Annotated in this window: 21 protein-coding genes and 2 tRNA genes; 4 read left to right on the forward strand and 19 right to left on the reverse strand. The window is 62.5% G+C overall.

Features of this window, described 5'->3' with window-relative positions:
* Nucleotides 1-5: 5 nt before the first annotated feature.
* The 18 genes from N430_RS11015 to acs form a co-directional block, all read right to left on the reverse strand.
* Nucleotides 6-82 (reverse strand) — tRNA-Arg (locus tag N430_RS11015).
* 106 nt (nt 83-188) lie between these two features.
* A tRNA-Ser gene (locus N430_RS11020) sits at nt 189-279 on the reverse strand.
* Nucleotides 280-351: 72 nt separating this feature from the next.
* Complete coding sequence (gene csrA, locus N430_RS11025; RefSeq protein ID WP_003254503.1) at nt 352-540, reverse strand: carbon storage regulator CsrA; 189 nt, start codon at nt 538-540, stop codon at nt 352-354.
* 163 nt (nt 541-703) lie between these two features.
* Complete coding sequence (locus N430_RS11030; RefSeq protein WP_099815407.1) at nt 704-1,939, reverse strand: aspartate kinase; 1,236 nt, start codon at nt 1,937-1,939, stop codon at nt 704-706.
* A 244-nt stretch (nt 1,940-2,183) separates the two neighbouring features.
* Complete coding sequence (alaS, locus tag N430_RS11035; protein ID WP_110636323.1) at nt 2,184-4,808, reverse strand: alanine--tRNA ligase; 2,625 nt, start codon at nt 4,806-4,808, stop codon at nt 2,184-2,186.
* A gap of 384 nt (nt 4,809-5,192) precedes the next feature.
* Nucleotides 5,193-6,200, reverse strand: a complete 1,008-nt coding sequence (astE, locus tag N430_RS11040) for a succinylglutamate desuccinylase (RefSeq protein ID WP_110636320.1) — start codon at nt 6,198-6,200, stop codon at nt 5,193-5,195.
* Between the two features lie 10 nt (nt 6,201-6,210).
* Nucleotides 6,211-6,501 carry a hypothetical protein gene (locus N430_RS11045; RefSeq protein ID WP_027921097.1) on the reverse strand — a complete coding sequence of 97 codons (291 nt, stop codon included), beginning with the start codon at nt 6,499-6,501 and terminating at the stop codon, nt 6,211-6,213.
* A gap of 14 nt (nt 6,502-6,515) precedes the next feature.
* Nucleotides 6,516-7,865, reverse strand: coding sequence for an N-succinylarginine dihydrolase (gene astB, locus N430_RS11050; protein ID WP_110636317.1), 1,350 nt, complete (start codon nt 7,863-7,865; stop codon nt 6,516-6,518).
* A 23-nt stretch (nt 7,866-7,888) separates the two neighbouring features.
* Entirely contained in the window at nt 7,889-9,352 is a 1,464-nt protein-coding gene (gene astD, locus N430_RS11055) for a succinylglutamate-semialdehyde dehydrogenase (protein WP_110636314.1), read from the reverse strand.
* Nucleotides 9,353-10,381 carry an arginine N-succinyltransferase gene (astA, locus tag N430_RS11060; RefSeq protein ID WP_110636310.1) on the reverse strand — a complete coding sequence of 343 codons (1,029 nt, stop codon included), beginning with the start codon at nt 10,379-10,381 and terminating at the stop codon, nt 9,353-9,355.
* Nucleotides 10,382-10,444: 63 nt separating this feature from the next.
* Entirely contained in the window at nt 10,445-11,464 is a 1,020-nt protein-coding gene (aruF, locus tag N430_RS11065) for an arginine/ornithine succinyltransferase subunit alpha (RefSeq protein WP_110636307.1), read from the reverse strand.
* A gap of 138 nt (nt 11,465-11,602) precedes the next feature.
* Complete coding sequence (locus N430_RS11070; protein WP_110636304.1) at nt 11,603-12,823, reverse strand: aspartate aminotransferase family protein; 1,221 nt, start codon at nt 12,821-12,823, stop codon at nt 11,603-11,605.
* A gap of 342 nt (nt 12,824-13,165) precedes the next feature.
* Nucleotides 13,166-14,146 (reverse strand): transcriptional regulator ArgR, encoded by a 981-nt coding sequence (argR, locus tag N430_RS11075; protein ID WP_110636301.1) that lies wholly within the window; start codon nt 14,144-14,146, stop codon nt 13,166-13,168.
* 100 nt (nt 14,147-14,246) lie between these two features.
* Nucleotides 14,247-15,011: an ABC transporter ATP-binding protein gene (locus N430_RS11080; RefSeq protein WP_103446425.1), complete on the reverse strand. Its 765-nt coding sequence runs from the start codon at nt 15,009-15,011 to the stop codon at nt 14,247-14,249.
* 22 nt (nt 15,012-15,033) lie between these two features.
* Nucleotides 15,034-15,732, reverse strand: a complete 699-nt coding sequence (locus tag N430_RS11085; RefSeq protein ID WP_027921089.1) for an ABC transporter permease — start codon at nt 15,730-15,732, stop codon at nt 15,034-15,036.
* A complete protein-coding gene (locus N430_RS11090) occupies nt 15,729-16,418 on the reverse strand; it encodes an ABC transporter permease (RefSeq protein WP_027921088.1) in 690 nt (229 codons plus the stop codon). The genes N430_RS11085 and N430_RS11090 overlap by 4 nt, the downstream gene beginning before the upstream one ends.
* A 91-nt stretch (nt 16,419-16,509) precedes the next feature.
* Nucleotides 16,510-17,295, reverse strand: coding sequence for an ABC transporter substrate-binding protein (locus tag N430_RS11095; protein ID WP_103446424.1), 786 nt, complete (start codon nt 17,293-17,295; stop codon nt 16,510-16,512).
* Nucleotides 17,296-17,785: 490 nt separating this feature from the next.
* Complete coding sequence (gene acs, locus N430_RS11100; protein WP_110636298.1) at nt 17,786-19,747, reverse strand: acetate--CoA ligase; 1,962 nt, start codon at nt 19,745-19,747, stop codon at nt 17,786-17,788.
* A 420-nt stretch (nt 19,748-20,167) separates the two neighbouring features.
* On the opposite strand from acs, the gene N430_RS11105 reads away from it, so the two are divergent.
* A complete protein-coding gene (locus N430_RS11105) occupies nt 20,168-20,422 on the forward strand; it encodes a DUF2790 domain-containing protein (protein ID WP_085675843.1) in 255 nt (84 codons plus the stop codon).
* Between the two features lie 98 nt (nt 20,423-20,520).
* Here N430_RS11105 and N430_RS11110 read toward each other — a convergent pair whose 3' ends face one another.
* A complete protein-coding gene (locus N430_RS11110; RefSeq protein WP_110636295.1) occupies nt 20,521-22,080 on the reverse strand; it encodes a sigma-54-dependent transcriptional regulator in 1,560 nt (519 codons plus the stop codon).
* A gap of 255 nt (nt 22,081-22,335) precedes the next feature.
* On the opposite strand from N430_RS11110, the gene phhA reads away from it, so the two are divergent.
* From phhA to N430_RS11130, 3 genes are all read left to right on the forward strand, one after another.
* Nucleotides 22,336-23,124, forward strand: a complete 789-nt coding sequence (gene phhA / locus N430_RS11120; RefSeq protein ID WP_110636292.1) for a phenylalanine 4-monooxygenase — start codon at nt 22,336-22,338, stop codon at nt 23,122-23,124.
* A gap of 39 nt (nt 23,125-23,163) precedes the next feature.
* The gene (locus tag N430_RS11125) at nt 23,164-23,520 is read left to right on the forward strand and encodes a 4a-hydroxytetrahydrobiopterin dehydratase (RefSeq protein WP_110636290.1); all 357 of its coding nucleotides are present in this window, start codon (nt 23,164-23,166) and stop codon (nt 23,518-23,520) included.
* A gap of 427 nt (nt 23,521-23,947) precedes the next feature.
* A complete protein-coding gene (locus tag N430_RS11130) occupies nt 23,948-25,141 on the forward strand; it encodes an MFS transporter (RefSeq protein ID WP_110636287.1) in 1,194 nt (397 codons plus the stop codon).
* Nucleotides 25,142-25,160 lie beyond the last annotated feature (19 nt).

The raw sequence follows: 25,160 nt of genomic DNA on the forward strand, positions 1-25,160 counted from the left end.
AAAAGTGGCGGACTCAGCAGGATTCGAACCTGCGACCGCTCGGTTCGTAGCCGAGTACTCTATCCAGCTGAGCTATGAGTCCGTGTCTTGCCGCGCATGATAGTTCGCTGAAACATTTTTGCAAGAACTTTTTCGTTTAACTTCAACGACTTAGCGTTCTTACCGTTTACAGCGCCCTACGCAAATAATGGCGGTGAAGGGGGGATTCGAACCCCCGATACCCTTATGAGGTATACTCCCTTAGCAGGGGAGCGCCTTCGGCCACTCGGCCACCTCACCGCAACACGAGGCGAATATTAAAGAACCTCTTTCACCTTTGCAACCCTTTTTTTGAAAAAAACTTCAAAAAAATTAAAGGCTTGGCTCTTCATCCTTCTCCTTCTTGATCCGCAGGTAGATTTCCTCGCGGTGAACGGCCACTTCTTTAGGGGCGCTGACGCCAATACGCACCTGGTTGCCTTTGACGCCAAGCACCGTCACGGTGATCTCGCCGTCTCCAATGATCAGGCTCTCGGCGCACCGACGAGTCAGAATCAACATAGCTTTCTCCTTACGCAAAACATTCAGGGATTACAGTCTTGGGATGTCAGGCCTGAGCGTGGACGACACAGGGCCTGGATGATCGCCCCACGGGCAGGACATTACCTGCGTGGCGACCAGAAACGCGAAGGGCGCGGCTTAGCCGCGCCCTCCGGGCAACGCGTTACTCGCCCTGTCGTGCCGGAGCGTCGAGCTCGAACGCGGTGTGCAGCGCGCGTACGGCCAGCTCCAGGTACTTCTCTTCGATGACCACCGAGACTTTGATTTCGGAGGTGGAGATCATCTGGATATTGATGCTCTCCTTGGCCAGGGCTTCGAACATGCGGCTGGCAACGCCCGCGTGGGAGCGCATGCCGACGCCGACGATCGACACCTTGGCGATCTTGGTGTCGCCGATTACTTCACGGGCACCGATTTCACGTGCGGTATTTTCCAGCACGCTGTAGGCCTTCTCGTACTCGTTGCGGTGCACGGTGAAGGTGAAGTCGGTGGTGTTATCGTGGGAAACGTTCTGCACGATCATGTCCACTTCGATGTTCGAAGCACTGATCGGGCCGAGGATCTTGAAGGCAACGCCCGGGGTGTCCGGTACGCCACGAATGGTCAGCTTGGCCTCATCACGGTTGAAGGCGATACCGGAAATGATCGGCTGTTCCATGGATTCCTCTTCATCAATGGTAATGAGGGTACCTGGACCCTCCTTGAAGCTGTGCAGCACGCGCAGCGGAACGTTGTACTTGCCGGCGAACTCCACCGAGCGGATCTGCAGCACCTTGGAACCGAGACTGGCCATTTCCAGCATCTCTTCGAAGGTGATCTTCTCCAGGCGCTGTGCCTGCGGCACGACGCGCGGGTCGGTGGTGTAGACGCCATCGACGTCGGTGTAGATCTGGCACTCGTCAGCCTTGAGCGCAGCCGCCAGGGCCACGCCGGTGGTGTCGGAGCCACCACGGCCGAGGGTGGTGATGCTGCCGTGCTCGTCGACACCCTGGAAACCGGCCACCACGACCACGCGACCTTCCTTGAGGTCGGCACGGATCTTCTGGTCATCGATCTGCAGGATGCGCGCCTTGTTGTGCGCGCTGTCGGTGAGGATGCGCACCTGGTTGCCGGTGTAGGACACCGCTGGCACACCACGCTTGATCAAGGCCATGGTCAGCAGGGCAATGGTGACCTGCTCACCGGTCGACACGATCACGTCCAGTTCACGTGGAACCGGCTGATCGGTGATCTGCTTGGCCAGATCGATCAGGCGATTGGTTTCACCGCTCATGGCCGACAGCACAACCACCAGGTCGTCGCCCGCTTCACGGTGTTTCTTGACCTTTTCGGCTACCTGCTCGATCCGCTCGATGGAACCGACAGAGGTGCCGCCAAATTTCTGTACGATCAACGCCATTTCAATGGTGCCTCAGCCCGTACCGGGCCTCAAAAAAACCATCCAACATGAAGGGGCCGGCGGGGTGGCCTGTGTGGCCAATTCTTGCACCCAAATTCGGCGCCAGGATTCACCTCGCAGCGTTGCCACTCCTCGCCGTAGCCCTGCTACGACTCGTCGTGGCGCCTTGCGCGGCAAACCCTGGCACTCGAATTTGAGCACAAGAATTAGCCGTACAGGCCACTAGACCGCCGGCCCCTTCATCTCAAAGTCCCTGCTCTGCGAACGGCACGGCCAGCGCCAGGGCCTGGTCCAGTGCAGCGACGTCGACGCCACCACCCTGGGCCATGTCCGGACGGCCACCGCCCTTGCCACCCACTGCCGCAGCGGCTTGTTTCATCAGGTCACCAGCCTTGAGTTGGCTGGAGAGGTCTTTGGTCACGCCGGCCACCAGCACAACCTTGCCCTCATGCTCGCTGCCCAGCAGGATCACTGCGTGGCCGAGCTTGTTCTTCAGCTGATCGACCAGCGCCAGCAGTGCCTTGCCATCCTGCCCATCCAGGCGGGCGGCAAGCACTTTGGCACCCTTGACCTCAACGGCCGCATTGGAGAGATCGTCCCCGGCGGCGCTGGCGGCCTTGGCCTGCAGCTGCTCGAGCTGCTTTTCCAGCTGGCGGTTGCGCTCAAGCACAGCCGACAGCTTGTCGATCAGGTTGTCACGGTTGCCCTTGACCAGCTGCGCGGCTTCCTTGACCTGCTCTTCGGCAGCGTTCAGGTAGGCCAGTGCAGCGGCGCCGGTCACCGCTTCGATACGGCGTACGCCCGAGGCCACGCCGCCTTCGCTGATGATCTTGAACAGGCTGATATCGCCGGTGCGCTTGGCGTGGATGCCGCCGCACAGCTCGACGGAGAAATCGCCGCCCATGCTCAGCACGCGCACGGTATCACCGTACTTCTCGCCGAACAGGGCCATGGCACCCTTGGCCTTGGCGGTTTCGATATCGGTCAGCTCGGTTTCAACCGGAGTGTTCTTGCGCACTTCACGGTTGACGATGTCTTCCAGCTGCTTGATCTGCTCCGGCTTTACCGCTTCAAAGTGGCTGAAGTCGAAACGCAGGCGCTGGCTGTCGACCAACGAGCCCTTCTGCTGTACGTGCTCGCCCAGCACCTGACGCAGCGCTTCGTGCAGCAGGTGAGTGGCCGAGTGGTTCAGCGAGGTGGCGTGCTGCACGTCGGCATCGACCTTGGCCTCGACCGGCGAGCCAATGACCAGCGCGCCGCGGGCGACCACGCCGTGGTGCAGGAAGGCACCGCCAGTCTTGGTGGTGTCGCGCACGTCGAAGCGTGCAGCGCCGGCCTGCAGGAAGCCGGTGTCACCGATCTGGCCACCGGATTCGGCGTAGAACGGAGTGCGGTCGAGGACCACGACGCCCTGCTCGCCTTCGCCCAGCTGGTCGACGGCCTGGCCGTCCTTGTACAGGGCGATGATCTTGCCCTGGCCTTCGGTGGCGTCATAACCGAGGAACTCGGTGGCGCTGTCGACCTTGACCAGGCTGTTGTAGTCCATGCCGAAGCTGCTGGCGGAACGGGCACGCTCGCGCTGGGCTTCCATCTCGCGCTCGAAGCCGGCTTCATCGATGGTCAGCTCGCGCTCGCGGGCGATGTCGGCAGTCAGGTCCATCGGGAAGCCGTAGGTGTCGTACAGCTTGAACACCACGTCGCCCGGGACCACGTCGCCTTTCAGCTGGGCCAGGTCCTGCTCGAGGATGCGCAGCCCCTGCTCCAGGGTCTTGGCGAACTGCTCTTCTTCAGCCTTGAGCACGCGCTCGATGTGCGCCTGCTGGCTCTGCAGCTCTGGGAAGGCCTCGCCCATCTCGGCGGCCAGGGCGGCGACGATCTGGTAGAAGAAGCTGCCCTTGGCGCCCAGCTTGTTGCCGTGGCGGCAAGCGCGGCGAATGATGCGGCGCAGCACGTAGCCACGGCCTTCGTTGGACGGCAGCACGCCGTCGGCAATCAGGAAGCCGCAGGAACGGATGTGGTCGGCCACCACTTTCAGCGAAGCCTGGCCGTCGTTGCTGCAGCCGATGGCCTTGGCCGCGGCAGACAGCAGGTTCTGGAACAGGTCGATCTCGTAGTTCGAGTGCACGTGCTGCATGACCGCACTGATGCGCTCCAGGCCCATGCCGGTGTCCACCGACGGCGCTGGCAGCGGGTGCAGCACGCCGTCGGCGGTGCGGTTGAACTGCATGAAGACGTTGTTCCAGATCTCGATGTAGCGGTCGCCGTCTTCTTCCGGCGAGCCGGGTGGACCGCCCCAGATGTCGGCGCCGTGGTCGTAGAAGATCTCGGTGCAAGGGCCGCACGGGCCAGTGTCGCCCATGGTCCAGAAGTTGTCGGAGGCGTAGGGGGCGCCTTTGTTGTCGCCGATGCGCACCATGCGCTCGGCCGGCACGCCGACTTCCTTGGTCCAGATGTCGTAGGCTTCGTCGTCAGAGGCGTAGACGGTGACCCAGAGCTTTTCCTTGGGCAGGTTCAGCCACTTGTCGGAGGTCAGGAAGGTCCAGGCGAAGGTGATCGCGTCGCGCTTGAAGTAGTCACCAAAGCTGAAGTTGCCCAGCATTTCGAAGAAGGTGTGGTGACGCGCGGTGTAGCCGACGTTTTCCAGGTCGTTGTGCTTGCCACCAGCACGCACGCACTTCTGGCTGCTGACGGCGCGGGTGTAGGCACGCTTCTCGGCACCGAGGAAGCAGTCCTTGAACTGGTTCATGCCAGCGTTGGTGAACAGCAGGGTCGGGTCGTTGTTCGGGATCAGCGAACTGGAGGCGACTCGGGTATGGCCCTGCTCTTCGAAGAAGCGAAGGAAGGCTTCACGGATTTCTGCGCTTTTCATAGGTTCTTCCACGGAAACGGCGGCCCTTTGGGCAAACACGTCGACGAAACGACGGCAAAGGGCCGCATTATATCGGTCCTGCAAGCTCGGTGCAGTGTGTTTATGCGATAGAAAGCGTCGATTGGACGGCTTTTAAGGCGCTTGCAAACGAAAATGACATGAGCGGATGCTAAATGCAGCCTTTCGCCACTGGCAAGCCAATTACCGCCCAAGGGAAGGGAAAATGGAACAGGCGGTGAATTAAAAGGTTTTCATGAGTGTTTGGATCCGAAACCGAGTCGTCTGCTTCGCGGGCTCGCCCGCTCCCACAGGGATTGCACAAGGTTCGAAGCCAGTGCAGTACCTGTGGGAGCGGGCGAGCCCGCGAAGCAGGCGACGCCGGTCTCAGCCCAGGCGCTGCCCCGAATCAGGCACGATCAGGATGCCGGCGCGCAGGCCATTCTTGACCCGGGGATTGGGGAAGATGATCCGCGCGCCCTCCTCCTCGACCACCCAGCGCATCTCGGCCAGGTCCTCGGCCAGCAGGTAACCCTTGCTCAGCTCGGAGAAGTTCTCGATGTCCGCCGGCAGGTGCAGGTGGAAGCTGTCGCTGTGCTTGATGATCTCGCGGGCGACGCTGAACAGCTTCAGGCCGTCCAGCGAACCGTCAATCTCGGGCTCGGTATCTTCGATGATGCGGATCAGGCGCTCTTCGAGCTTGTCGAGGTTGACCTGCTCGTTCTGCCCGAACGGCCGCGCCTTGCCCAGTTCCAGGGTAAACGCCTCGGCATCCAGCTGTTCGTAGGTGAAGGCACTGAAGGTGATCGACGACTTGCTCTGCAGCAGCACCGCCTCCATGCCAGCTGCAGCCAGGCGGGCCAGCTCGCGACGGGAATGCTTGCGCCCCTCTTTGTAGGGGTACAGGGCAAACTGCTCGATCTTCGAGCCGCGGATCGCGGTGTGCAGATCGTAATGCAGGCGGGTGCGCTCAGGCTTGCTGAAGAACACCCGGGCGAACTGCTCCAGCTCGGCCGCACGCAATGCTTCGAAGCCGCTGGAAAGCTCGTGACGACCATTGAACAGCCGGTTGATGTCCTGCTCGACGAAACGCTCACCCTTGCGGATGGCGACCGGGTTGCCGAACAGGAACAGAATCCGCGCACGGGGCTTGATCTTGCCGTTGGCCACGCCATGCAGCAGCCTTTCGAGCAGTTCGATCGGTGCCGTCTCGTTGCCGTGGATACCGGCAGAGAGCAGCAGGTCCAGCCCACAATCTTCGCTTTCGGGCGGGCGCACTTCCAGTGCGCCCTCCCCCAGCCAGCGCAACCGCACGCCCTTGGGTGTCACTTGAGTCTTCTCGGCCGGCTCGTGATCGGTCAGGGTCAGCTCGAGCAATTTGCCAAGGGCGAGCATAGGCGCTTCCTTAGTGGTGGTGGCCGCAGTCGGGGCCATGGACGTGATCGTCATCTTCACCGACTTCCGCCGGCTCCATTTCCAGCTGCAGGCTGACCAGGTTGGTGGCCATCGGGCGCAACAGCAGGTTGGCGTATTCAGCATCGCCTTCCTCGACATCAACACCGATCAGCAGCTGGCCACGGCCGTCCTGCTGAACCCACACTTCCTTGCCTTGCCAGACAATAGCGAAACGGGTGCAGGAGGTTTCCAGCTGGGTGCCGTCTACATCTTCGAGGATCAGGCGCAGGGCGTCGGTCATTACAAATTCTCTCTTCAAGGTTGGCGTTGGAACGGGTACACCGAGCCCAACTTCAGGATCTGGGTCAATTCATCCAGTGCGGTACGGCACTCCAGCAGCAGCTGCGGGTCGGCAAGGTCGGCTTCGCCAAGGCGATCGCGGTAGTGCTTGTCGACCCACTGCACCAGGGTGTCGTACAGCGGGGCGGTCATGATAACGCCTGGATTGACCGCCGCCAGTTCCGATTCCTTCAATGCCACGCGCAAACGCAGGCAAGCCGGGCCACCGCCGTTCTGCATGCTCTGCTTGAGGTCGAACACCTTGACCTCCTTCACCGCGCCGCCCTGGGTGGTCAGCTGGCTCAGATAAGCCCAGACCCGCTCGTTGTTGCGGCACTCTTCCGGCACCACCAGCAGCATCGAGCCATCGTCACGACTGAGCAGCTGGCTGTTGAACAGGTAGGAGCGCACTGCATCTTCTACCGTCACCGCCCCACGTGGCACACGGATGGCCTGGAAGTTGCCACCCTTGCTGGCCAGTTTAGCCTGCAGTTGGCCAAGCACCGCGTCGGTCTCGAGGAATGCGTCCTCGTGGTAGAACAGCACTTCACCATTACCGACCGAAATCACGTCGTTGTGGAACACACCCTGGTCGATCACTGCCGGGTTCTGTTGAGCGTAGACCACACCATCATCACTCAGGCCGTGCAGCCTGGCCACGGCCTGGGAGGCCTCCAGGGTCTGCCGCGCCGGGTACTTCTGCGGTGCGGGGTAGCGGCTGTCGAAGGCACTGCGGCCATAGACGAAGAACTCCACCCCGGCCTCGCCATATTCGCGGCAGAAGCGCGTGTGGTTGGCCGCGCCCTCGTCGCCGAACTGTGCCACGGCAGGCAGGGCTTCATGGTGGGCAAAGTGTTTCTCGTTGTTGAACATCGCCGCCAGCACGCGGCTGGTGGTCGGGTGCTCGATGCTGCGGTGGTACTTGCAGTTGAGGTTGGCAGCAGTGAAGTGCACGCGGCCATCGGCGGTGTCGGCGCTCGGGCTGACGGTGGCGGCGTTGGCCACCCACATGCTCGAGGCCGAGCAGCTGGCGACCAGCAGTGGCATGGCCTCCTTGGCGGCACGCTGGATCACCTCGGCATCACTGCCACTGAAACCCAGGCGACGCAAGGCGGCCACGTCCGGGCGCTCCTGCGGCGCCAGCACGCCCTGCTTGAAGCCCATGTCGGCCAGCGCTTTCATCTTGGCCAGGCCCTGGCGCGCCGCTTCCCGCGGGTTGGACCCTTGCTGGCTGTTGCTCTGCGAAGCCACGTTACCGTAGGACAGGCCGCCGTAGTTGTGGGTAGGCCCCACCAGGCCATCAAAATTCACTTCATAGGATTTCATCGGCTAGGCTCCGTGACCTGTTGTTATAGGGTGACGCCCGGCGTCAGGGTCGCCGGCAAGGCAAGGCTGGCGGTCTCCAGCGAAGCCACGGGGTAAGCGCAGTAATCGGCGGCGTAGTAGGCACTGGCGCGGTGGTTGCCACTGGCGCCCACCCCACCGAACGGCGCACTGCTGGCGGCGCCGGTCAGCTGCTTGTTCCAGTTGACGATACCGGCACGGCTGCGCAGCCAGAAGTACTGGTAGCGCGCACGGGAATCGGACAACAGGCCAGCGGCCAGGCCGTACTGGGTGTTGTTGGCCTCGTCGATGGCGGCATCGAAGTCGGCGTAGCGGATCACCTGCAGCAGCGGGCCGAAGAACTCTTCATCCGGGCGATCGGCCACGGCCGTGACATCGAGAATGCCGGGCGTCAGCAGTGCGGCGTCGGCCTGAGGCTGGGTCATTGCCAGCAGCTTCACGGCGCCCTTGGCCAGCAGCTCGGCCTGGGCCGCGATCAGTGCCTGCGCAGCCTGCAGCGAGATCACCGAGCCCATGAACGGCGCCGGCTGCTGGTCGAAGGCACCGACGGTAATGCTCCGGCACACCTCGACCAGCCGCGCGACCAGCTCATCGCCCCAGGCGCCCTGCGGCACCAGCAGGCGGCGGGCACAGGTGCAGCGCTGGCCGGCAGAAATGAATGCTGACTGGATGATGGTGTACACCGCAGCGTCGAGGTCCTTGACCTCGTCCACCACCAGCGGGTTGTTGCCGCCCATCTCCAGGGCGAGGATCTTGTCCGGGCGGCCGGCAAACTGTTGGTGCAGCAGGTTGCCGGTGCGGCTGGAGCCGGTGAAGAACAGGCCGTCGATACCGGGGTTGGCGGCCAGCGCCACACCGGTTTCACGGGCGCCCTGAACCAGGTTGAGCACTCCAGCCGGCAGGCCGGCGGCGATCCAGCAGTTGACCGTCAGCTCGGCAACCTTAGGGGTCAGCTCGCTGGGCTTGAACACCACGCAGTTGCCGGCCAGCAGTGCCGGCACGATATGGCCATTGGGCAAATGACCGGGGAAGTTGTAAGGGCCGAACACCGCCACCACGCCATGGGGCTTGTGCCGCAGCACGGCCGTGGCATCGGCCAGCGGGCCGCTTTTTTCGCCGGTACGCTCGCGGTAGCTCTGCACCGAGATCGCCACCTTGTTGACCATGCTGGTCACTTCCGTGGCCGACTCCCACAGCGGCTTGCCGGTTTCCTCACCGATGCAGTGGGCCAGCGCCTCGGCATGCTGCTTCAACTGCTCGGCAAACTTCTCCAGCACGTCGATGCGCGCCTCCAGACTCAGCTGCGCCCAGGCCGGGAATGCCTGACGGGCCGCCTTGACGGCTGCGTCAACCTGGCCGGCGTCGGCGCCCTGCCCTTGCCAGACGACGGCCTGCGTCACCGGGTTGAGCGACTGCAGGGCTTCGCCCTGGCCAGCGAGCCAGTTGCCTGCGATGTAATGCGTGGTCATTTACTGGGCCTCCCGGCTTGCCGACAGCGGCACGGCGCGTACGTTGTCGCCAGCGCCCATGCGCAGGCGCTTGGCGGTCTGCGGATCAACCACCAGGGTGCCGGCGGCAAGGCGCGCAGGCGCTGCGGTAATGCGGCAGTCGTCGCGCTTGCGGTTGTGAATGATGTAAGGGGTCGCGTCATCGCCCGGCGTGCCCACGGCCAGCACCAGGGTCTCGCTCTCGCGCACGGCGCGGATCTTCGAGGTCTCGCATTCGATGGCCGGGCCGGCGTCGAAGATGTCGACGTAGCCCTGATAGCTGAAGCCTTCCTGCTTGAGCATCGCCAGCGCAGGCTCGGTGTCGGTGTGCACACGGCCGATGACATTGCGTGCAGCCTCGGACAGGAAGCAGGTGTACAGCGGGAACTTGGGCATCAGCTCGGCGATGAACGACTTGTTGCCGACGCCAGTAAGGTAATCGGCCTGGCTGAACTCCATCTTGAAGAAGTGCCGGCCCAGGCTTTCCCAAAATGGCGAACGGCCTTGCTCATCGGACATGCCGCGCATTTCAGCGATGATCTTGTTGCCGAACAGCTCGGGGAACTCGGCAATGAACAGCATGCGTGCACGCGACAGCAGGCGGCCATTGAGCCCCGAGCGGTAATCGCTGCGCAGGAACAGCGAGCACAGCTCGGAGTTGCCAGTCAGGTCGTTGGCCAGGAACAGCGTAGGGATTTCGCGGTAGATCTTCAGCTCCTGGGAGGCGCTGACCGTCAGGCCGACCCGGTAGTTGTACCAAGGCTCACGCAGGCCCACGGCACCGGCGATGGCGCTGATGCCGACCACCAGGCCTTCGTCGTTCTCCAGCACGAACAGGTAATCGGTGTCGCCACGCTCGGCTTCGCCACGGAAGCTCTTTTCGGCCCAGCCGACGCGATGGCCAAGGCGCTCCTCGTTGGCCGGCAGGGTGGTCAGCCCGGTGGTGCCAGTGCTGCGGGCCAATTCGATCAGCGCGGGTAAATCGCTGCTGCGTACAGGACGAACGATCATGCTATCTCCTTGTGCGGCGGCCAGTGCCTGCCGCGAAACTCAACGTTCCGGCTTGTGCAAAGCTCAGGCGGCGACCAGGCGCACGCTGGCGCCCTCACCAACACCCAGGGCTTCGGCCGCCTGGCTGCTCAGGCTGACCGGCTTGCCCGGCACCCAGTCCAGCTCCAGCAACACCGCGCGGTAGTCCTGCAACTGGCCGTTGCACACCAGGTACGGGCGCCCACCCTTGACCGGGGTGTCGTCCACCTTGACCGGCACCACGCGGCTCTGGGCGATCGAGCGGATGCCCGAGGTACGCGCATGCAGGGTCGGCCCGCCGTCGAAGATGTCGATGTAGTGCTCGGTCTCGAAGCCTTCGCGCATGAGGATGTCGAAAGTGATCTGCGCCCGCGGGTGCACCTGGCCCATGGCTTCCTGGGCTGCATCGGGTAGCAGCGGCACGTAGATCGGGTAATGCGGCATCAGTTCGGCCAGGAAGGTGCGGCTCTTCAGGCCGCACAGGCGCTCGGCGTGAGCGTAGTTGAGGTCGAAGAAGTTACGGCCGATGGCATCCCAGAACGGCGATTCGCCCTGCTCGTCGCTGTAGCCGACGATTTCGGTGACCACCGAATCGGCGAAGCGCTCCGGGTGCGAGGCCATGAACAGCAGACGGCCACGGGAATTGAGCTCGGCCCAGCCGCTGTTCACCAGTTCCGGCAACACATAGAAGCTGGTCAGCAGGCTGTTGCCGGTCAGGTCATGGCACAGCGACAGGACATGGATCTTGTTATGGATCTTCAGCTCGCGCGAGGCGTGCACGAAGGTCTCGTTGCGGAAGCTGTAGAACGGCTCGGAATAGCCAGCCGAGGCGACGATGGCCGAGCAGCCGGCAAGCTGGCCGGTCTCGCTGTCTTCGAGCACGAAGAAGTAGCTCTCTTCACCGTTGAAACTGACTTCGGCAGCGAAGGAGGTTTCCGAGGCGGCAATCTTGTCGCCCAGGCGGGCGGCATCGTCCGGCAGCGAGGTGACACCAACGGGGCTGTCGGCAGCCATGCGCTGCACTTCGTTCAGATCAGCCATTTGCGCGGGGCGCATCACCAGCATGGTGTCACTCCTTTGGAAAAACGGGCCATTCACGACGGCACGGAAAAACGGCGGACGCATCGGCACCCGCACTGGAATTCGGGGTTCACCGCCCCGGCGCCGCGAAGCGCCCGGGTCGGTGAACGGACCGCAGGCCGATCAGCCTTTGGTCAGTTGCGCCACAGCGCGTTCGAAGCGGTCCAGGCCTTCGTCGATGTCGGCATCTTCGACCACCAGGCTTGGGGCGAAGCGGACCACATCCGGGCCGGCCTGCAGCACCATCACGCCTTCTTTTTCAGCGGCGTTGAGCACGTCCTTGGCCTTGCCCTGCCAGGCTTCGGTCAGCACGCAGCCGATCAGCAGGCCGACGCCACGCACCTGGCTGAACAGGCCGTACTGCTGGCCGATCTTTTCCAGGCGGGACTTGAAGCGCTCGTGCTTGGCCTTGATGCCGGCCAGGGTTTCCGGGGTGTTGACCACGTCCAGCACGGCGCAGGCGACGGCGCAGCCCAGCGGGTTGCCGCCGTAGGTGGTGCCGTGGGTGCCGACGGCCAGGTGCTTGGCGATGTCGGTGGTGGTCAGCATGGCGCCGATCGGGAAACCGCCGCCCAGGCTCTTGGCGCTGGTCAGGATGTCCGGGGTCACGCCGTAGTGCTGGTAGGCGTACAGCGAGCCGGTGCGGCCGACGCCAGTCTGCACTTCGTCGAAGATCAGCAGGGCGTTGTGCTCGTCGCACAGTTTGCGCGCACCTTCCAGGTAGGCCTTGTCGGCGGGTACTACACCGCTCTCGCCCTGGATCGGCTCGATCACCACGGCGCAGGTCTTGTCGGAAATCTGTGCCTTCAGCGCTTCCAGGTCGTTGTAGGGCACGTGGCTGATGCCGGTGATCTTCGGGCCGAAGCCGTCGGAGTACTTCGGCTGGCCACCGACGCTCACGGTGAACAGGGTGCGGCCGTGGAAGCTGTTCACGGTGGCGATGATTTCGTGCTTCTCAGGGCCGAAGCGGTCGTGGGCGACGCGGCGGGCCAGCTTGAAGGCGGCTTCGTTCGACTCGGCGCCGGAGTTGCAGAAGAACGCACGGTCGGCAAAGGTGGCGTCGACCAGCTTGTGCGCCAGGCGCAGGGCCGGCTCATTGGTGAAGACGTTGGAGACGTGCCAGAGGGTGTTGGCCTGTTCGGTCAGGGCCTTGACCAGTGCCGGATGGCAGTGGCCCAGGGCGTTCACCGCGATGCCGCCGGCAAAGTCGATGAGCTCGCGACCCGACTGGTCCCAGACGCGGGAACCCTCGCCTCGCACAGGAATGAAGGCCGCCGGAGAATAGTTAGGGACCATGACCTGGTCGAAATCGGCACGTTGCACCGGGGCTTGCTCAACGGACATCTGAGTCTCCTGAAGAGGAACGCTGGCCTGGAAGTGGCGAGCGATGGGGGGATTGTAAGGACTGATCCGCGCCTGTCCTTGCGGCCAAGCGACAACTTGTTACAGCGCAAAACCCAGTTTTACCAAGGCTTTCGGCAATGCGACAAACACTGTCGCAATCGCGCAGTGTACGGGAGAGAGGGTGCTGGGTGAACGGGTGTTCACATTAAGAAGGAATGCTGCCAGTGCCGGCCCTTTCGCGGGCACGCCCGCTCCCACAGGGTATGTGCAGGGCTTGATGCTAGTGCAGTACCTGTGGGAGCGGGCATGCCCGCGAAAGGGCCGGCACTGGCGGTAGAAAACTCAGCCTTTTTCGGCCGGTGCCGAGCTCAATTCGAACGGGCTGCTGCTACGCCGCTGGTTGCGATCTTCCCGCGGCGTGGCGCCGAAGAAATTGCGATAGGCGCTGGAGAAATGTGGCCCCGAGGAGAAGCCACAGGACAAGCCGATCTGGATGATCGACTTGCTGGTCTGCATCAGCATCTGCCGCGCCTTGTTCAGCCGCAGCTCCAGGTAGTACTGGCTCGGCACGCGGTTCAGGTACTGCTTGAAGATCCGCTCCAGCTGGCGGCGCGACACGCAGACATGCTGGGCGATTTCGTCTGTGGTCAGCGGCTCTTCGATGTTCGCTTCCATCAGCAGCACGGCCTGGGTCAGCTTCGGATGGCTCGAGCCAAGGCGGTTCTGCAATGGAATGCGCTGGCGCTCGCCACCTTCGCGAATACGCTCGACCACCAGTTCCTCGGACACCGCCCCGGCCAGCTCGGCCCCATGATCGCGGGCCAGCACCGCCAGCAGCAGGTCGGTAACGGCCATGCCACCACAGGCGGTCAGGCGGTCACGGTCCCAGTCGAACAAGTGGCTGGTGGCGATCACCTTGGGGAAACGCTCGGCAAAGTCATCCTGCCAGCGCCAATGCACCGCAGCGCGATAACCGTCGAGCAAGCCAAGCATGGCCAGCGGGTACACCCCGGCGGACAGGCCGCCGATCATGCAACCACTGCGCGCCAGCTGCTTGAGCGCCGCCGACAGTGCCGAACCCACCGCCTGGGGCAAGTCGTCGGCCAGCAGGAACAGCTTGTGGCAACCTTCCAGGCGCCCGTTCCACGGCTCGCCCGGCAAACGCCAGGCGCCCTCCTCGGCAGGCTCCGCCTGGAGGAAGACGGTCTCGTAGACCACCTCCGGATGCACCCGCTGGGCCACCAGCAACACTTCCTCCGCCAGCGCCAGGGTCAAAGGCTTGGTGCTTGGCCAGATGAGAAAACCGATTCGCTGGGTGGTCATAGGGTGCGGTCCGAAACCTGGGTTCGTTCGAGTCTGTGGCGCCGGGTCAGGCTGCGCTCGCTGCGCAGCATGCCCTATTCTGGTGCAAAGGTGCAGCTTTTTACTTCAGGCTGCCGGAGAGGAACTGCTTGAGCCGCTCCGATTGCGGGTTGGCCAGCACTTCACGTGGGCAACCGGTTTCTTCGACCAGGCCTTTGTGCAGGAACACCAACTGGTTCGACACTTCACGGGCAAAGCCCATTTCGTGGGTCACCACGACCATGGTCCGGCCTTCCTGGGCCAGCGCCTGCATGACCTTGAGCACATCGCCCACCAGCTCCGGGTCGAGCGCCGAGGTCGGCTCGTCGAACAGCATGACCTCTGGCTCCATGGCCAGGGCCCGGGCAATTGCCACACGCTGCTGCTCACCACCGGACATATGCCCTGGGAAGGCATCCTTGCGATGTGCCACGCCCACCTTGGCCAGGTAGTGCTCGGCCTTTTCCAGGGCTTCTTTCTTGTTCATGCCCAGCACGTGCACCGGGGCTTCGATGATGTTCTCCAGTGCAGTCATGTGCGACCACAGGTTGAAATGCTGGAACACCATCGACAGGCGCGAGCGCATACGCTGCAGCTGGCGCGGGTCGGAGGCCTTGAGCGCGCCATCCTTGCCAGGCACCAGCTTGAGTTCTTCGTTGTTGAGCAGGATCTTGCCTGCATGGGGCTGCTCGAGCAGGTTGATGCAGCGCAGGAAGGTCGACTTGCCCGAACCGCTGGAGCCGATGATGCTGATCACGTCGCCTGCCTTGGCCGCCAGGGACACGCCCTTGAGCACTTCATGGCTGCCGTAGCGCTTGTGCAGGTCTTGGACTTCGAGTTTGTACATGCTGTCGGTTCTCACAGAGCGTTCAGTGCTTGCGCGGCGCCAGGTAGCCGAGCCAGCGGCGTTCGGCCATCTTGAACAGGCGCACGAGGATGAAGGTCAGGCACAGGTAGAACACGCCCGCCGTGATGTAGGCCTCGAAAGGCAGGTAGTACTGGGCATTGACCGTGCGTGCGGCACCGGTGATGTCGATCAGGGTGACGATCGACGCCAGGCTGGTGGTCTGCAGCATCATGATCACTTCGTTGCTGTACTGCGGCAGTGCCCGGCGCAGGGCCGATGGCAGCAGGATGCGGCGGTACATCTTCATGCGCGACATGCCCATGGCCTTGGCCGCTTCGATCTCGCCATGGGGCGTGGCCTTGAGGCTGCCGGCGATGATTTCCGCGGTGTAGGCGCTGGTATTGATGGCGAAGGCCAGGCAGGCGCAGAAGGTCGCGCTGGACAGCCACGGCCAGAAGATGCTCTCGCGCACCGCCTCGAACTGGGCCAGGCCGTAGTAGATCAGGAACAGCTGCACCAGCATTGGCGTGCCGCGGATCACGTAGGTGTACAGCCAGGCGCCCATGTTCACCAGCGGCTGCTTGGAGACGCGCATCAGGCCCAGCGGAATCGCCGCCAGCAGGCCGAACAGCAGCGACAGCGCCAGCAGCTTGAGGGTGGTCAGCAGGCCGCCGAGGTACAGCGGCATGGCTTCCCAGACGACGTTGTAGTCGAAAATCATAGTTCAGCCACCTTGACGCCTACCGAGTAGCGGCGCTCCAGATACTTCAGCGCCAGCAGCGAAATACTGGTGATCACCAGGTACAGCGCGGCCACGGCCAGGAAGAAGGTGAAAGGCTCGCGGGTGGCGTCGGCCGCCTGCTTGGCCTTGAACATCATGTCCTGCAGGCCGACCACCGAAATCAGCGCGGTGGCCTTGGTCAACACCAGCCAGTTGTTGGTGAAGCCCGGGATGGCCAGGCGGATCATCTGCGGCACCTGGATGCGGAAGAACACCTGGCGCGCGCTCATGCCATAGGCCACGCCGGCTTCGGCCTGGCCCTTGGGGATACCGAGGAACGCACCACGGAAGGTTTCCGACAGGTACGCACCGAAAATGAAGCCCAGCGTGCCGATACCGGCTACCAGCGGATTCAGGTCGATGTAGTCGTCATAGCCGAGCAGCGGTGCCACCCGGTTGATGATGTCCTGGCCGCCGTAGAAGATCAGCAGGATCAGGACCAGGTCGGGGATGCCACGGATCACCGTGGAATACAGATCCCCCAGCCAGGCCAGCCAGCGCACCGGCGACAAACGCAGCGCCACGCCGATCAGGCCGAGGACGATGGCCAGGGCCATCGACGACAGGGCGAGCTGTAGCGTCAGCCACGCCCCGTCGAGGATGACTGCCCCATAGCCTTTCAACATGATTGGGATTCCTCAGGGCTTGGGAATGAAAAATGGTGCAAACCTCAGAGCCTCTGCTGTTTGCACCATTGCACAGGTGAAACCCGACGTCTTAGTTCGAGTCTGGACCGTAGATGTCGAAGTTGAAGTACTTCTTCTCGATTTCTTTGTACTTGCCGTTGGCGCGGATGGCGTCGATGGCCTTGTTGATGCGCTCGCGGTTGGCGTCGTCGCCCTTGCGCACGGCGATGCCGACGCCGTCACCGAAGTACTTCACGTCGGTGAACGATGGGCCGACGAAGGCAAAGCCCTTGCCGGCGTCGGTTTTCAGGAAGCCGTCTTCGAGCAGGGTGGCGTCGGCCACGGTACCGTCCAGGCGACCGGCAGCGACGTCCAGGTAGATTTCGTTCTGGGTGCCGTAAGGCACGACAGTGGCGCCCTTCGGAGCCAACACTTCCTTGGCGAAGCGGTCGTGGATCGAGCCGCGCTGCACGCCGATCTTCTTGCCCTTGAGTTCGTCGAGGCTGTCGCTGACGGTGGTGCCGTCCTTCATGACCAGGCGCGCCGGGGTCAGGTAGTAGCGCTTGGTGAAGTCGACCGACTTCTTGCGATCATCGGTGATCGACATGGACGACAGGATGGCGTCGATCTTGCGCACTTTCAGTGCCGGGATCAGGCCGTCGAACTCTTGCTCGACCCAGGTGCACTTGGCCTTCATCTCTTCACACAGGGCGTTGCCGATGTCGTAGTCGAAACCGGCGATGCTGCCGTCCGGCTGCTTGAAGGCGAACGGTGGGTAGGCGGCTTCGATGCCGATCTTCAACGGTTTTTCATCGGCCTGCGATACCAGGGAAAACACGGAAAGCGCCAGGGCGCCAAGCAGTGCGAGCTTCTTCATCAGGTAACTCCATCGGTACGGGGCAATACGAGGCAGGGGGTAACAGCTGCCCGATATGCGAATGGGTACAACGCGAGCCGCGCAGGTTTCGACCAAGGTCGCAGACCACGAGCGAGTGAGTGGCATTTTAACGACAGCCCGGTAGTCGATATTTCTTCAAAGCGACAACTACTTACAGAAGCGCTTGAAATCGCGGCGGGCGATGTTGACAGCTTTTGCAAATCATGCAAGAGCTCAAGAGAAATAACCTGTGGATCAAGCAATTACCGGGCCTATTATTGGCAAACCCTTGCAATACGGCAAGTGCAGCGTTTCACCTTGCTGAAAATGCCCACGCGAGCGCACCGAAATGGCCCGGATCTGTTTCCGTGCGCCCCGATCTTGTGCGAAATCGGTGACAGAAGAGTTACCGATGATTGTCGGGTAACAGTAAAGCAAAAACCCCGCCGGTCGCCCTGGCGGGGTTTGCATTATCGTTAAATCGGGCTTATCAGGCCGAAGCCAGGCTCATTGCCTTGTGGGTATCGATCAGGTGTTGCACCACGCCTGGGTCAGCCAGGGTCGAGATGTCACCCAGGGCATCGTATTCGGCCGTGGCGATCTTGCGCAGGATACGCCGCATGATCTTGCCCGAGCGGGTCTTCGGCAGCCCCGGCGCCCACTGGATCACATCCGGCGAGGCAATCGGGCCGATCTCCTTGCGCACCCAGTTCTTCAGTTCCAGGCGCAGCTGCTCGCTCGGTTCGATACCGGCATTGAGGGTGACATAGACATAGATGCCCTGCCCTTTGATGTCGTGCGGCACACCGACCACCGCAGCCTCGGCCACCTTGGCGTGGGCGACCATGGCGCTTTCGATCTCGGCGGTGCCCATGCGGTGACCGGACACGTTGAGCACGTCGTCCACGCGGCCGGTGATCCAGTAGTAGCCATCCTCGTCACGGCGCGCGCCGTCGCCGGTGAAGTACATGCCGCGGAAGGTCTTGAAGTAGGTGTCGACGAAGCGGTCGTGGTCGCCGTACAGCGAACGCGACTGGCCCGGCCAGGAGTCAAGGATCACCAGGTTGCCTTCGGCAGCGCCTTCGATCAGGTTGCCCAGGTTGTCCACCAACGCCGGCACCACCCCGAAGAACGGACGGGTCGCCGAGCCTGGCTTGAGCGCCGTGGCGCCCGGCAGCGGGCTGATCAGCACGCCACCGGTCTCGGTCTGCCACCAGGTGTCGACGATCGGGCAACGCTCCTTGCCCACGGTCTTGTAGTACCAGTTCCAGGCCTCGGGGTTGATCGGCTCGCCCACCGAGCCCAGCAGGCGCAGGCTGGAACCGTCGGCGCCGGCAACGGCCGCCTGCCCTTCGGCCATCATGGCGCGGATCGCGGTCGGGGCGGTGTAGAGGATGTTGACCTTGTGCTTGTCGACGATCTTCGACACGCGGGTGATGTCCGGGTAGTTCGGCACGCCTTCGAACAGCAGCGTGGTGGCGCCGTTGGCCAGCGGGCCGTAGACGATGTAGCTGTGGCCAGTGACCCAGCCGACGTCAGCGGTGCACCAGTAGACTTCGCCCGGGCGGTAGTCGAACACGCGCTCATGGGTCAGCGCGGCATACACCAGGTAACCCCCGGTGGTGTGCAGCACACCCTTGGGCTTGCCGGTGGAGCCGGAGGTGTAAAGGATGAACAGCGGCTCTTCGGCGCCCATTTCCTTCGGTGCACAGTGGCTGGAGGCCACTTTCATCAGGTCTTCGAACCAGATGTCGCGGTGCTGGTGCCAGGCGATGTCGCCACCGGTGCGCTTGCACACGATGATCTTCTGCACGCTGCTGGTTTCCGGGTTGGTCAGCGCCAGGTCGACGTTGGCCTTGAGCGGGGTACGACGGCCGCCGCGCAGGCCTTCGTCGGCAGTGATCACCACCTTGGACTTGCAGTCGATGATGCGGCCAGCCAGCGCTTCCGGCGAGAAGCCGCCAAACACCACCGAGTGGATGGCGCCGATGCGAGCGCACGCCAGCATGGCCACCACGGCCTCGGGGATCATCGGCATGTAGATGGTCACCACATCGCCACGGTGCACGTCCTGGCCGCGCAGGGCGTTGGCGAACTTGCAGACCTGCTCGTGCAGTTCGCGGTAGGTGATGTTGCGGTGTTCGGAAGGGTCATCGCCCTCCCAGATGATTGCCAGCTGGTCGCCGCGCTCTTCAAGGTGGCGGTCCAGGCAGTTGGAGGAAACGTTCAGAGTGCCGTCGGCGAACCACTTGATATCGACATGGTGGTCGTCGAACGAGGTCTGCTTGACCTTGGTGAAGGGCTTGATCCAGTCCAGACGCTGGGCCTGCTCACGCCAGAAGCCGTCCGGGTTGATCACCGATTGCTGGTACATGGCCTTGTAGGTGGCCTCGTCGGTCAGGGTAGTGGCCGCAACCTCGGGACGAACGGGATACAGTGGAGCCGCACTCATCTGTGTTACCTCGGTGTAATAGTTGTTTTTGTATGGAATCGTTTGTAACTGTACCAGAGCGGGAAAAACCATACGACGATGGTAGTAGCGCGACGGGAAAATCTTCATGCGAACAGCGCGGAAGGCTCTAGCCCGCAGCCGCCGGCCCGGCCAGGGAAAAATGCGATAGCGCCTGCCGGGGGATTGTTACAGATTCTGGAAAAAGGCAAAAAAACTTTATCAAAACGCCATCTGTTTCCCTTAGTTGCCCAGGCATAAGATTCACCTCGCCAGCAACGGCAAGGCGATTAACTACTGGAAACAGCCCCCACGAAGGCAATCAGTTAATCCCCCTCTAATTTTGATAGTTGAACTTTGGCAGTACTCGCGGCGCCACAAGCGCCGCGCGCCCCCTCACGACCTTAGACAGGTAAAATGAAAATGAAAGCTTTACTGGTATTGGTACTTGGCGGTCTTTGCGGCGCGGCGATGGCCGGCGAAGCAAACAATGTCGAGCAGATCCCGGTTGAACAGTACAGTTACTCGCAGCACCTGGACATTGCCCGCGTCATCTCCATGAGCGAAGTGCCCAACGTGTGTGAAGTCGTGCCCGCCCGCATGACCTACGAGGACTCCAAGGGCCAGAAGCACATTCTCGAATACCGCGTGATGGGGAACGGCTGCTCCAACGGCTGATACCTTGAATCGGGGCCCTTGTGGGCCCCGTTCGCGTTTTGCCCGCACGCAACTTCCGCGCCGCCGTGAAAGTTAACGGGAAACTAAATAACCGTTATTTAATCTGCCGACTTGCCCAGGGAATAATCCCGCAACTTGTTGGCAATCGTCGTATGGGAAACCCCCAGCCGTTTACCCAGTGCCCGGCTACTTGGAAACTCGCCCATCAGACTTTCCAGTACCGCCTTTTCAAATCGTCCAACAATCTGCGCAAGATCCCCGTCCAGCGAAAACTCGCCCAACGGTTGCCGCACGCCATAATCCGGCAAGCGAATATGCTCCCCTTTCACCACCCCGCCCTCGCATAGCGAAACCGCCTGGAACAACACGTTCTCCAACTGCCGCACGTTACCCGGCCAGTGATACTGGCTGAGCTTATCCATGGCCACCGGCGCCAGGCGCGGCATGGCGCAGCCGATCTGCCGGCTGGCCTGGTCGAGAAAGTGCTGCACCAGGCCTTCCAGCCCGTCCATGCACTCGCGTAGCGGCGGAATGTGCAGCGACAGCACGTTGAGCCGGTGATACAGGTCCTGGCGGAACTCGCCACGGGCGCACAGCTCGGACAAGTCAACCTGGGTGGCACAGATCACACGCACATCCAGATACACTTCTTCGTCGCTGCCGACACGGCGGAAGCAGCCATCCTGCAAGAAGCGCAGCAGCTTGACCTGCAAGCGCGGGCTCATCTCCCCCACGCCATCGAGGAACAAGGTACCGCCGGCGGTCAACTCCAGCAGCCCCAGCTTGCCCTCGGCACGCGCCCCCTCGAAAGCCCCGGGGCCATAACCGAACAACTCGGTTTCGGCCATCGACTCTGGCAGGCCGGCACAATTGAGCGCCATCAACGGCGCCTGGCCACGCGGGCTGGCCAGGTGGCAGGCGCGGGCCAGCAATTCCTTGCCGGTACCGGTCTCGCCTTCGATCAGCAACGGCGCATCCAGCGGCGCCATGCGCCGCGCCTCACGCACCACCGCCGCCATCACCCGCGAACTCTGGAAGATGCTGTCGAAACCGCGCAGCTCCTGCTTGCGCACGTTATAGATGCGCTCACCGATGCGGTCGGCGCGGTGCAGGGTCAACACGGCACCGGCCAGGGCCTCGCTGTCATCGTGCTCGGACTGCAGCGGCGCGATATCGGCCAGGAACACATCGCCCTTGACCTTGATCCGCAGCCCATTGATGCGCGACTTGTTGGCACGTACCAGTTCAGGCAGGTCGAAATCCTCGACATAGCGCGCCAGCGGCATGCCCGGCACTTCGTCGACGCGCACCCCGAGCAGCTGCGCCGCCGTGCGGTTGGCGGCGACGATGCTGCCACCCATGTCGATCGACAACACCGGGAAGTCCAGCGCACCGAGCAACGCATTGAGCTCCATGTGCCGTCGCTCGCTGGGCATCAGGCCGACGCGCTTGACCCCGAATACCCCGGCAATCGACTCGAACTTGGGCCGCAAGGCCTGGAACTGCAGGTTGATCAGGTTCGGGCAGTGCAGGTAGATGGCATTGCCATGGTCGCCCCCCACCTCGCCGCGCAGCACGTTGATGCCGTATTCCACCAGCAGGTTGAGGATGTCGCGAAGGATGCCGATGCGGTTCTGGCAATGCACTTTGATACGCATGAATGCTCTCGAAGTGGCGAAGTTTTTCAACCTCGCACGGAAAAGTCGTAAAGATAAGCTGACAAAAACCCCATAAAAGGCAGCTTGATGACCCGGATTTTCCGGCATGCCGGGCATTTTGTAAAATTATCGTTACGCAGGAAAGATCAAAGCGTACCCGCCAGCAGGGTCTGCCCCCGTGCAAATCGTCTGATGAAGGGATATTCCTAAGTCATGTCGTGGACATAACAAGAAAGCCCTCACCAGGAGAGCCACATGAAACAGACGCAATACGTGGCACGCGAGCCCGATGCGCACGGTTTTATCGATTACCCGCAGCAAGAGCATGCGGTATGGAACACCCTGATCACGCGCCAGCTGAAAGTCATCGAAGGCCGCGCGTGCCAGGAGTACCTGGACGGCATCGACCAGCTCAAGCTGCCCCATGACCGCATTCCGCAGCTGGGCGAAGTCAACAAGGTGCTGGGCGCCACCACTGGCTGGCAGGTTGCCCGCGTGCCGGCGCTGATCCCCTTCCAGACCTTCTTCGAGCTGCTGGCCAGCAAGCGCTTCCCGGTCGCCACCTTCATCCGCACCCCGGAAGAACTGGACTACCTGCAGGAACCGGACATCTTCCACGAGATCTTCGGCCACTGCCCGCTGCTGACCAACCCGTTCTTCGCCGAATTCACCCACACCTACGGCAAGCTCGGCCTGGCCGCGACCAAGGAACAACGCGTATACCTGGCGCGCCTGTACTGGATGACCATCGAATTCGGCCTGATGGAGACCGCGCAGGGCCGCAAGATCTATGGCGGCGGCATCCTCTCCTCGCCGAAAGAGACCGTCTACAGTCTTTCTGGCGAGCCTGAGCACCAGGCCTTCGACCCGATCGAGTGCATGCGCACGCCTTACCGTATCGACATCCTGCAGCCGCTGTACTTCGTACTGCCGAACATGAAGCGCCTGTTCGACCTGGCCCATGAAGACATCATGGCCATGGTCCAGCAAGCCATGCAGCTGGGGCTGCACGCACCGAAATTTCCACCCAAGGTCGCTGCCTGAGCGCCTTGCCGATAACAACTCGAAGCGGAAAACACACCCATGAATGCCTTGAACCAAGCCCACTGCGAAGCCTGCCGCGCTGACGCACCCAAGGTCACCGATGAAGAGCTGGCGGTACTGATCCGCGAGATCCCGGACTGGAACATCGAAGTCCGCGACGGCCACATGGAACTGGAGCGCGTGTTCCTGTTCAAGAACTTCAAGCACGCCCTGGCGTTCACCAATGCGGTGGGCGAGATCGCCGAAGCCGAAGGCCACCACCCTGGCCTGACGACCGAATGGGGCAAGGTCACCGTGACCTGGTGGAGCCACTCGATCAAAGGCCTGCACCGCAATGACTTCATCATGTGCGCCCGCACCGACAAGGTCGCCGAGACGGCTGAAGGCCGTAAGTAAACACCACGAACAGGGCCTCAGGGCCCTGTTTTTTTGCCTGCAATCTGGCCGAAATCTGTCCGGTATCCGCCCGCAAAACCGACAAGCGACCGGGAAAAGTTACAAACTGTCATCCAGACTTGTGTATCCTGCCCCAGCTTTACGAAGCTTCGAACGCGCCTGGCGCAGACTTTTCACTCACACTTGCGAGGAACGACGAGATGCATGAAATCCCGAATCTTCCCTTCCCAAGCCTGAACCCAGAAGAGCCATCCGTTACCGTCCACGCTGAACCGACGCCTGCCGTCGATCAGGATGGTGACGACCAATCCAGCGCTGACCAGGAATAAACTGCGCATCCCTCCGACTGTGTGAAAACGGCTGACCTGCGGGCTACCCCCGTCATCACGTTTTCACACCGTCACGAACCTCTGCCACGAAGACCCCCATGCCCGACTCACCGCGCCCTCTTGCGGTCACCCTGCAAGTCGTATCCATCGTCCTCTTCACCTTCATCGGCTACCTGAACATCGGCATCCCCCTCGCCGTGTTGCCCGGCTACGTGCACAACGACCTCGGCTTCAGCGCCGTGATCGCCGGCCTGGTGATCAGCGTGCAGTACCTCGCCACCCTGCTCAGCCGCCCTACCGCCAGCCGCATCATCGATAACCACGGCAGCAAGAAAGCGGTCATGATCGGCCTCGCCGGTTGCGGTCTGAGCGGTGTATTCATGCTCGCCTGCGCCTTCTTGACCGAGCTGCCCTGGGTCAGCCTGGGCTGCCTGCTGGTCGGCCGCCTGGTGCTGGGCAGCGCGGAGAGCCTGGTAGGCTCCGGCTCGATCGGCTGGGGTATCGGCCGGGTCGGGGCCGAACACACGGCCAAGGTCATTTCCTGGAACGGCATCGCCAGCTATGGCGCGTTGGCCGTCGGTGCGCCAATGGGCGTGCTGATGGTCAAGGGCCTGGGTCTGTGGAGCATGGGAGTGAGCATCATCCTGCTGTGCGCCCTGGGCCTGCTGCTGGCCTGGCCGAAACGCGCAGCGCCTGTGGTCAGCGGCAAGCGACTGCCGTTCATGCAGGTGCTGGGCAAGGTGTTCCCGCATGGCTCGGGGTTGGCCCTGGGCTCGATCGGCTTTGGCACCATCGCCACCTTCATCACCCTGTATTACGCCAGCCGCGGCTGGGCCAATGCGGCGCTGACCCTGAGCCTGTTCGGCGCCAGTTTCATCTGCGCGCGGCTGCTGTTCGGCAACCTGATCAACCGGATTGGCGGGTTCAGGGTGGCAATCGTTTGCCTGTCGGTGGAAACACTGGGGCTGCTGATGCTGTGGCTGGCGCCGAATGCCGAGCTGGCGTTGGCAGGTGCCGCGCTGAGTGGCTTCGGCTTCTCGCTGGTGTTCCCGGCGCTGGGCGTGGAGGCGGTGAACCAGGTGTCGGCGGCCAACCGCGGGGCGGCGGTGGGGGCGTATTCGCTGTTCATCGATCTGTCACTGGGGATTACCGGGCCGCTGGTGGGTGCGGTGGCATCGGGGTTCGGGTTTGCTTCGATGTTTCTGTTTGCGGCGGCAGCGGCTTGCTGTGGGCTGGTATTGAGCTTGTACTTGTACAAGCAGGCTCACAGCCGGCGCAAAGAATCCGAATAAAGGGGCGCCTGTACCGGCC

Origin of the sequence: Pseudomonas sp. CC120222-01a, assembly GCF_003097235.1 — a bacterium.
Taxonomy (GTDB): domain Bacteria; phylum Pseudomonadota; class Gammaproteobacteria; order Pseudomonadales; family Pseudomonadaceae; genus Aquipseudomonas.

Bases quoted from the DNA above. Each gene is read 5' to 3' on its own strand.
- csrA (WP_003254503.1), bottom strand. From the start codon at position 540: ATGTTGATTCTGACTCGTCGGTGCGCCGAGAGCCTGATCATTGGAGAC.
- N430_RS11030 (WP_099815407.1), bottom strand. From the start codon at position 1,939: ATGGCGTTGATCGTACAGAAATTTGGCGGCACCTCTGTCGGTTCCATC.
- alaS (WP_110636323.1), bottom strand. From the start codon at position 4,808: ATGAAAAGCGCAGAAATCCGTGAAGCCTTCCTTCGCTTCTTCGAAGAG.
- astE (WP_110636320.1), bottom strand. From the start codon at position 6,200: ATGCTCGCCCTTGGCAAATTGCTCGAGCTGACCCTGACCGATCACGAG.
- N430_RS11045 (WP_027921097.1), bottom strand. From the start codon at position 6,501: ATGACCGACGCCCTGCGCCTGATCCTCGAAGATGTAGACGGCACCCAG.
- astB (WP_110636317.1), bottom strand. From the start codon at position 7,865: ATGAAATCCTATGAAGTGAATTTTGATGGCCTGGTGGGGCCTACCCAC.
- astD (WP_110636314.1), bottom strand. From the start codon at position 9,352: ATGACCACGCATTACATCGCAGGCAACTGGCTCGCTGGCCAGGGCGAA.
- astA (WP_110636310.1), bottom strand. From the start codon at position 10,381: ATGATCGTTCGTCCTGTACGCAGCAGCGATTTACCCGCGCTGATCGAA.
- aruF (WP_110636307.1), bottom strand. From the start codon at position 11,464: ATGCTGGTGATGCGCCCCGCGCAAATGGCTGATCTGAACGAAGTGCAG.
- N430_RS11070 (WP_110636304.1), bottom strand. From the start codon at position 12,823: ATGTCCGTTGAGCAAGCCCCGGTGCAACGTGCCGATTTCGACCAGGTC.
- argR (WP_110636301.1), bottom strand. From the start codon at position 14,146: ATGACCACCCAGCGAATCGGTTTTCTCATCTGGCCAAGCACCAAGCCT.
- N430_RS11080 (WP_103446425.1), bottom strand. From the start codon at position 15,011: ATGTACAAACTCGAAGTCCAAGACCTGCACAAGCGCTACGGCAGCCAT.
- N430_RS11085 (WP_027921089.1), bottom strand. From the start codon at position 15,732: ATGATTTTCGACTACAACGTCGTCTGGGAAGCCATGCCGCTGTACCTC.
- N430_RS11090 (WP_027921088.1), bottom strand. From the start codon at position 16,418: ATGTTGAAAGGCTATGGGGCAGTCATCCTCGACGGGGCGTGGCTGACG.
- N430_RS11095 (WP_103446424.1), bottom strand. From the start codon at position 17,295: ATGAAGAAGCTCGCACTGCTTGGCGCCCTGGCGCTTTCCGTGTTTTCC.
- acs (WP_110636298.1), bottom strand. From the start codon at position 19,747: ATGAGTGCGGCTCCACTGTATCCCGTTCGTCCCGAGGTTGCGGCCACT.
- N430_RS11105 (WP_085675843.1), top strand. From the start codon at position 20,168: ATGAAAGCTTTACTGGTATTGGTACTTGGCGGTCTTTGCGGCGCGGCG.
- N430_RS11110 (WP_110636295.1), bottom strand. From the start codon at position 22,080: ATGCGTATCAAAGTGCATTGCCAGAACCGCATCGGCATCCTTCGCGAC.
- phhA (WP_110636292.1), top strand. From the start codon at position 22,336: ATGAAACAGACGCAATACGTGGCACGCGAGCCCGATGCGCACGGTTTT.
- N430_RS11125 (WP_110636290.1), top strand. From the start codon at position 23,164: ATGAATGCCTTGAACCAAGCCCACTGCGAAGCCTGCCGCGCTGACGCA.
- N430_RS11130 (WP_110636287.1), top strand. From the start codon at position 23,948: ATGCCCGACTCACCGCGCCCTCTTGCGGTCACCCTGCAAGTCGTATCC.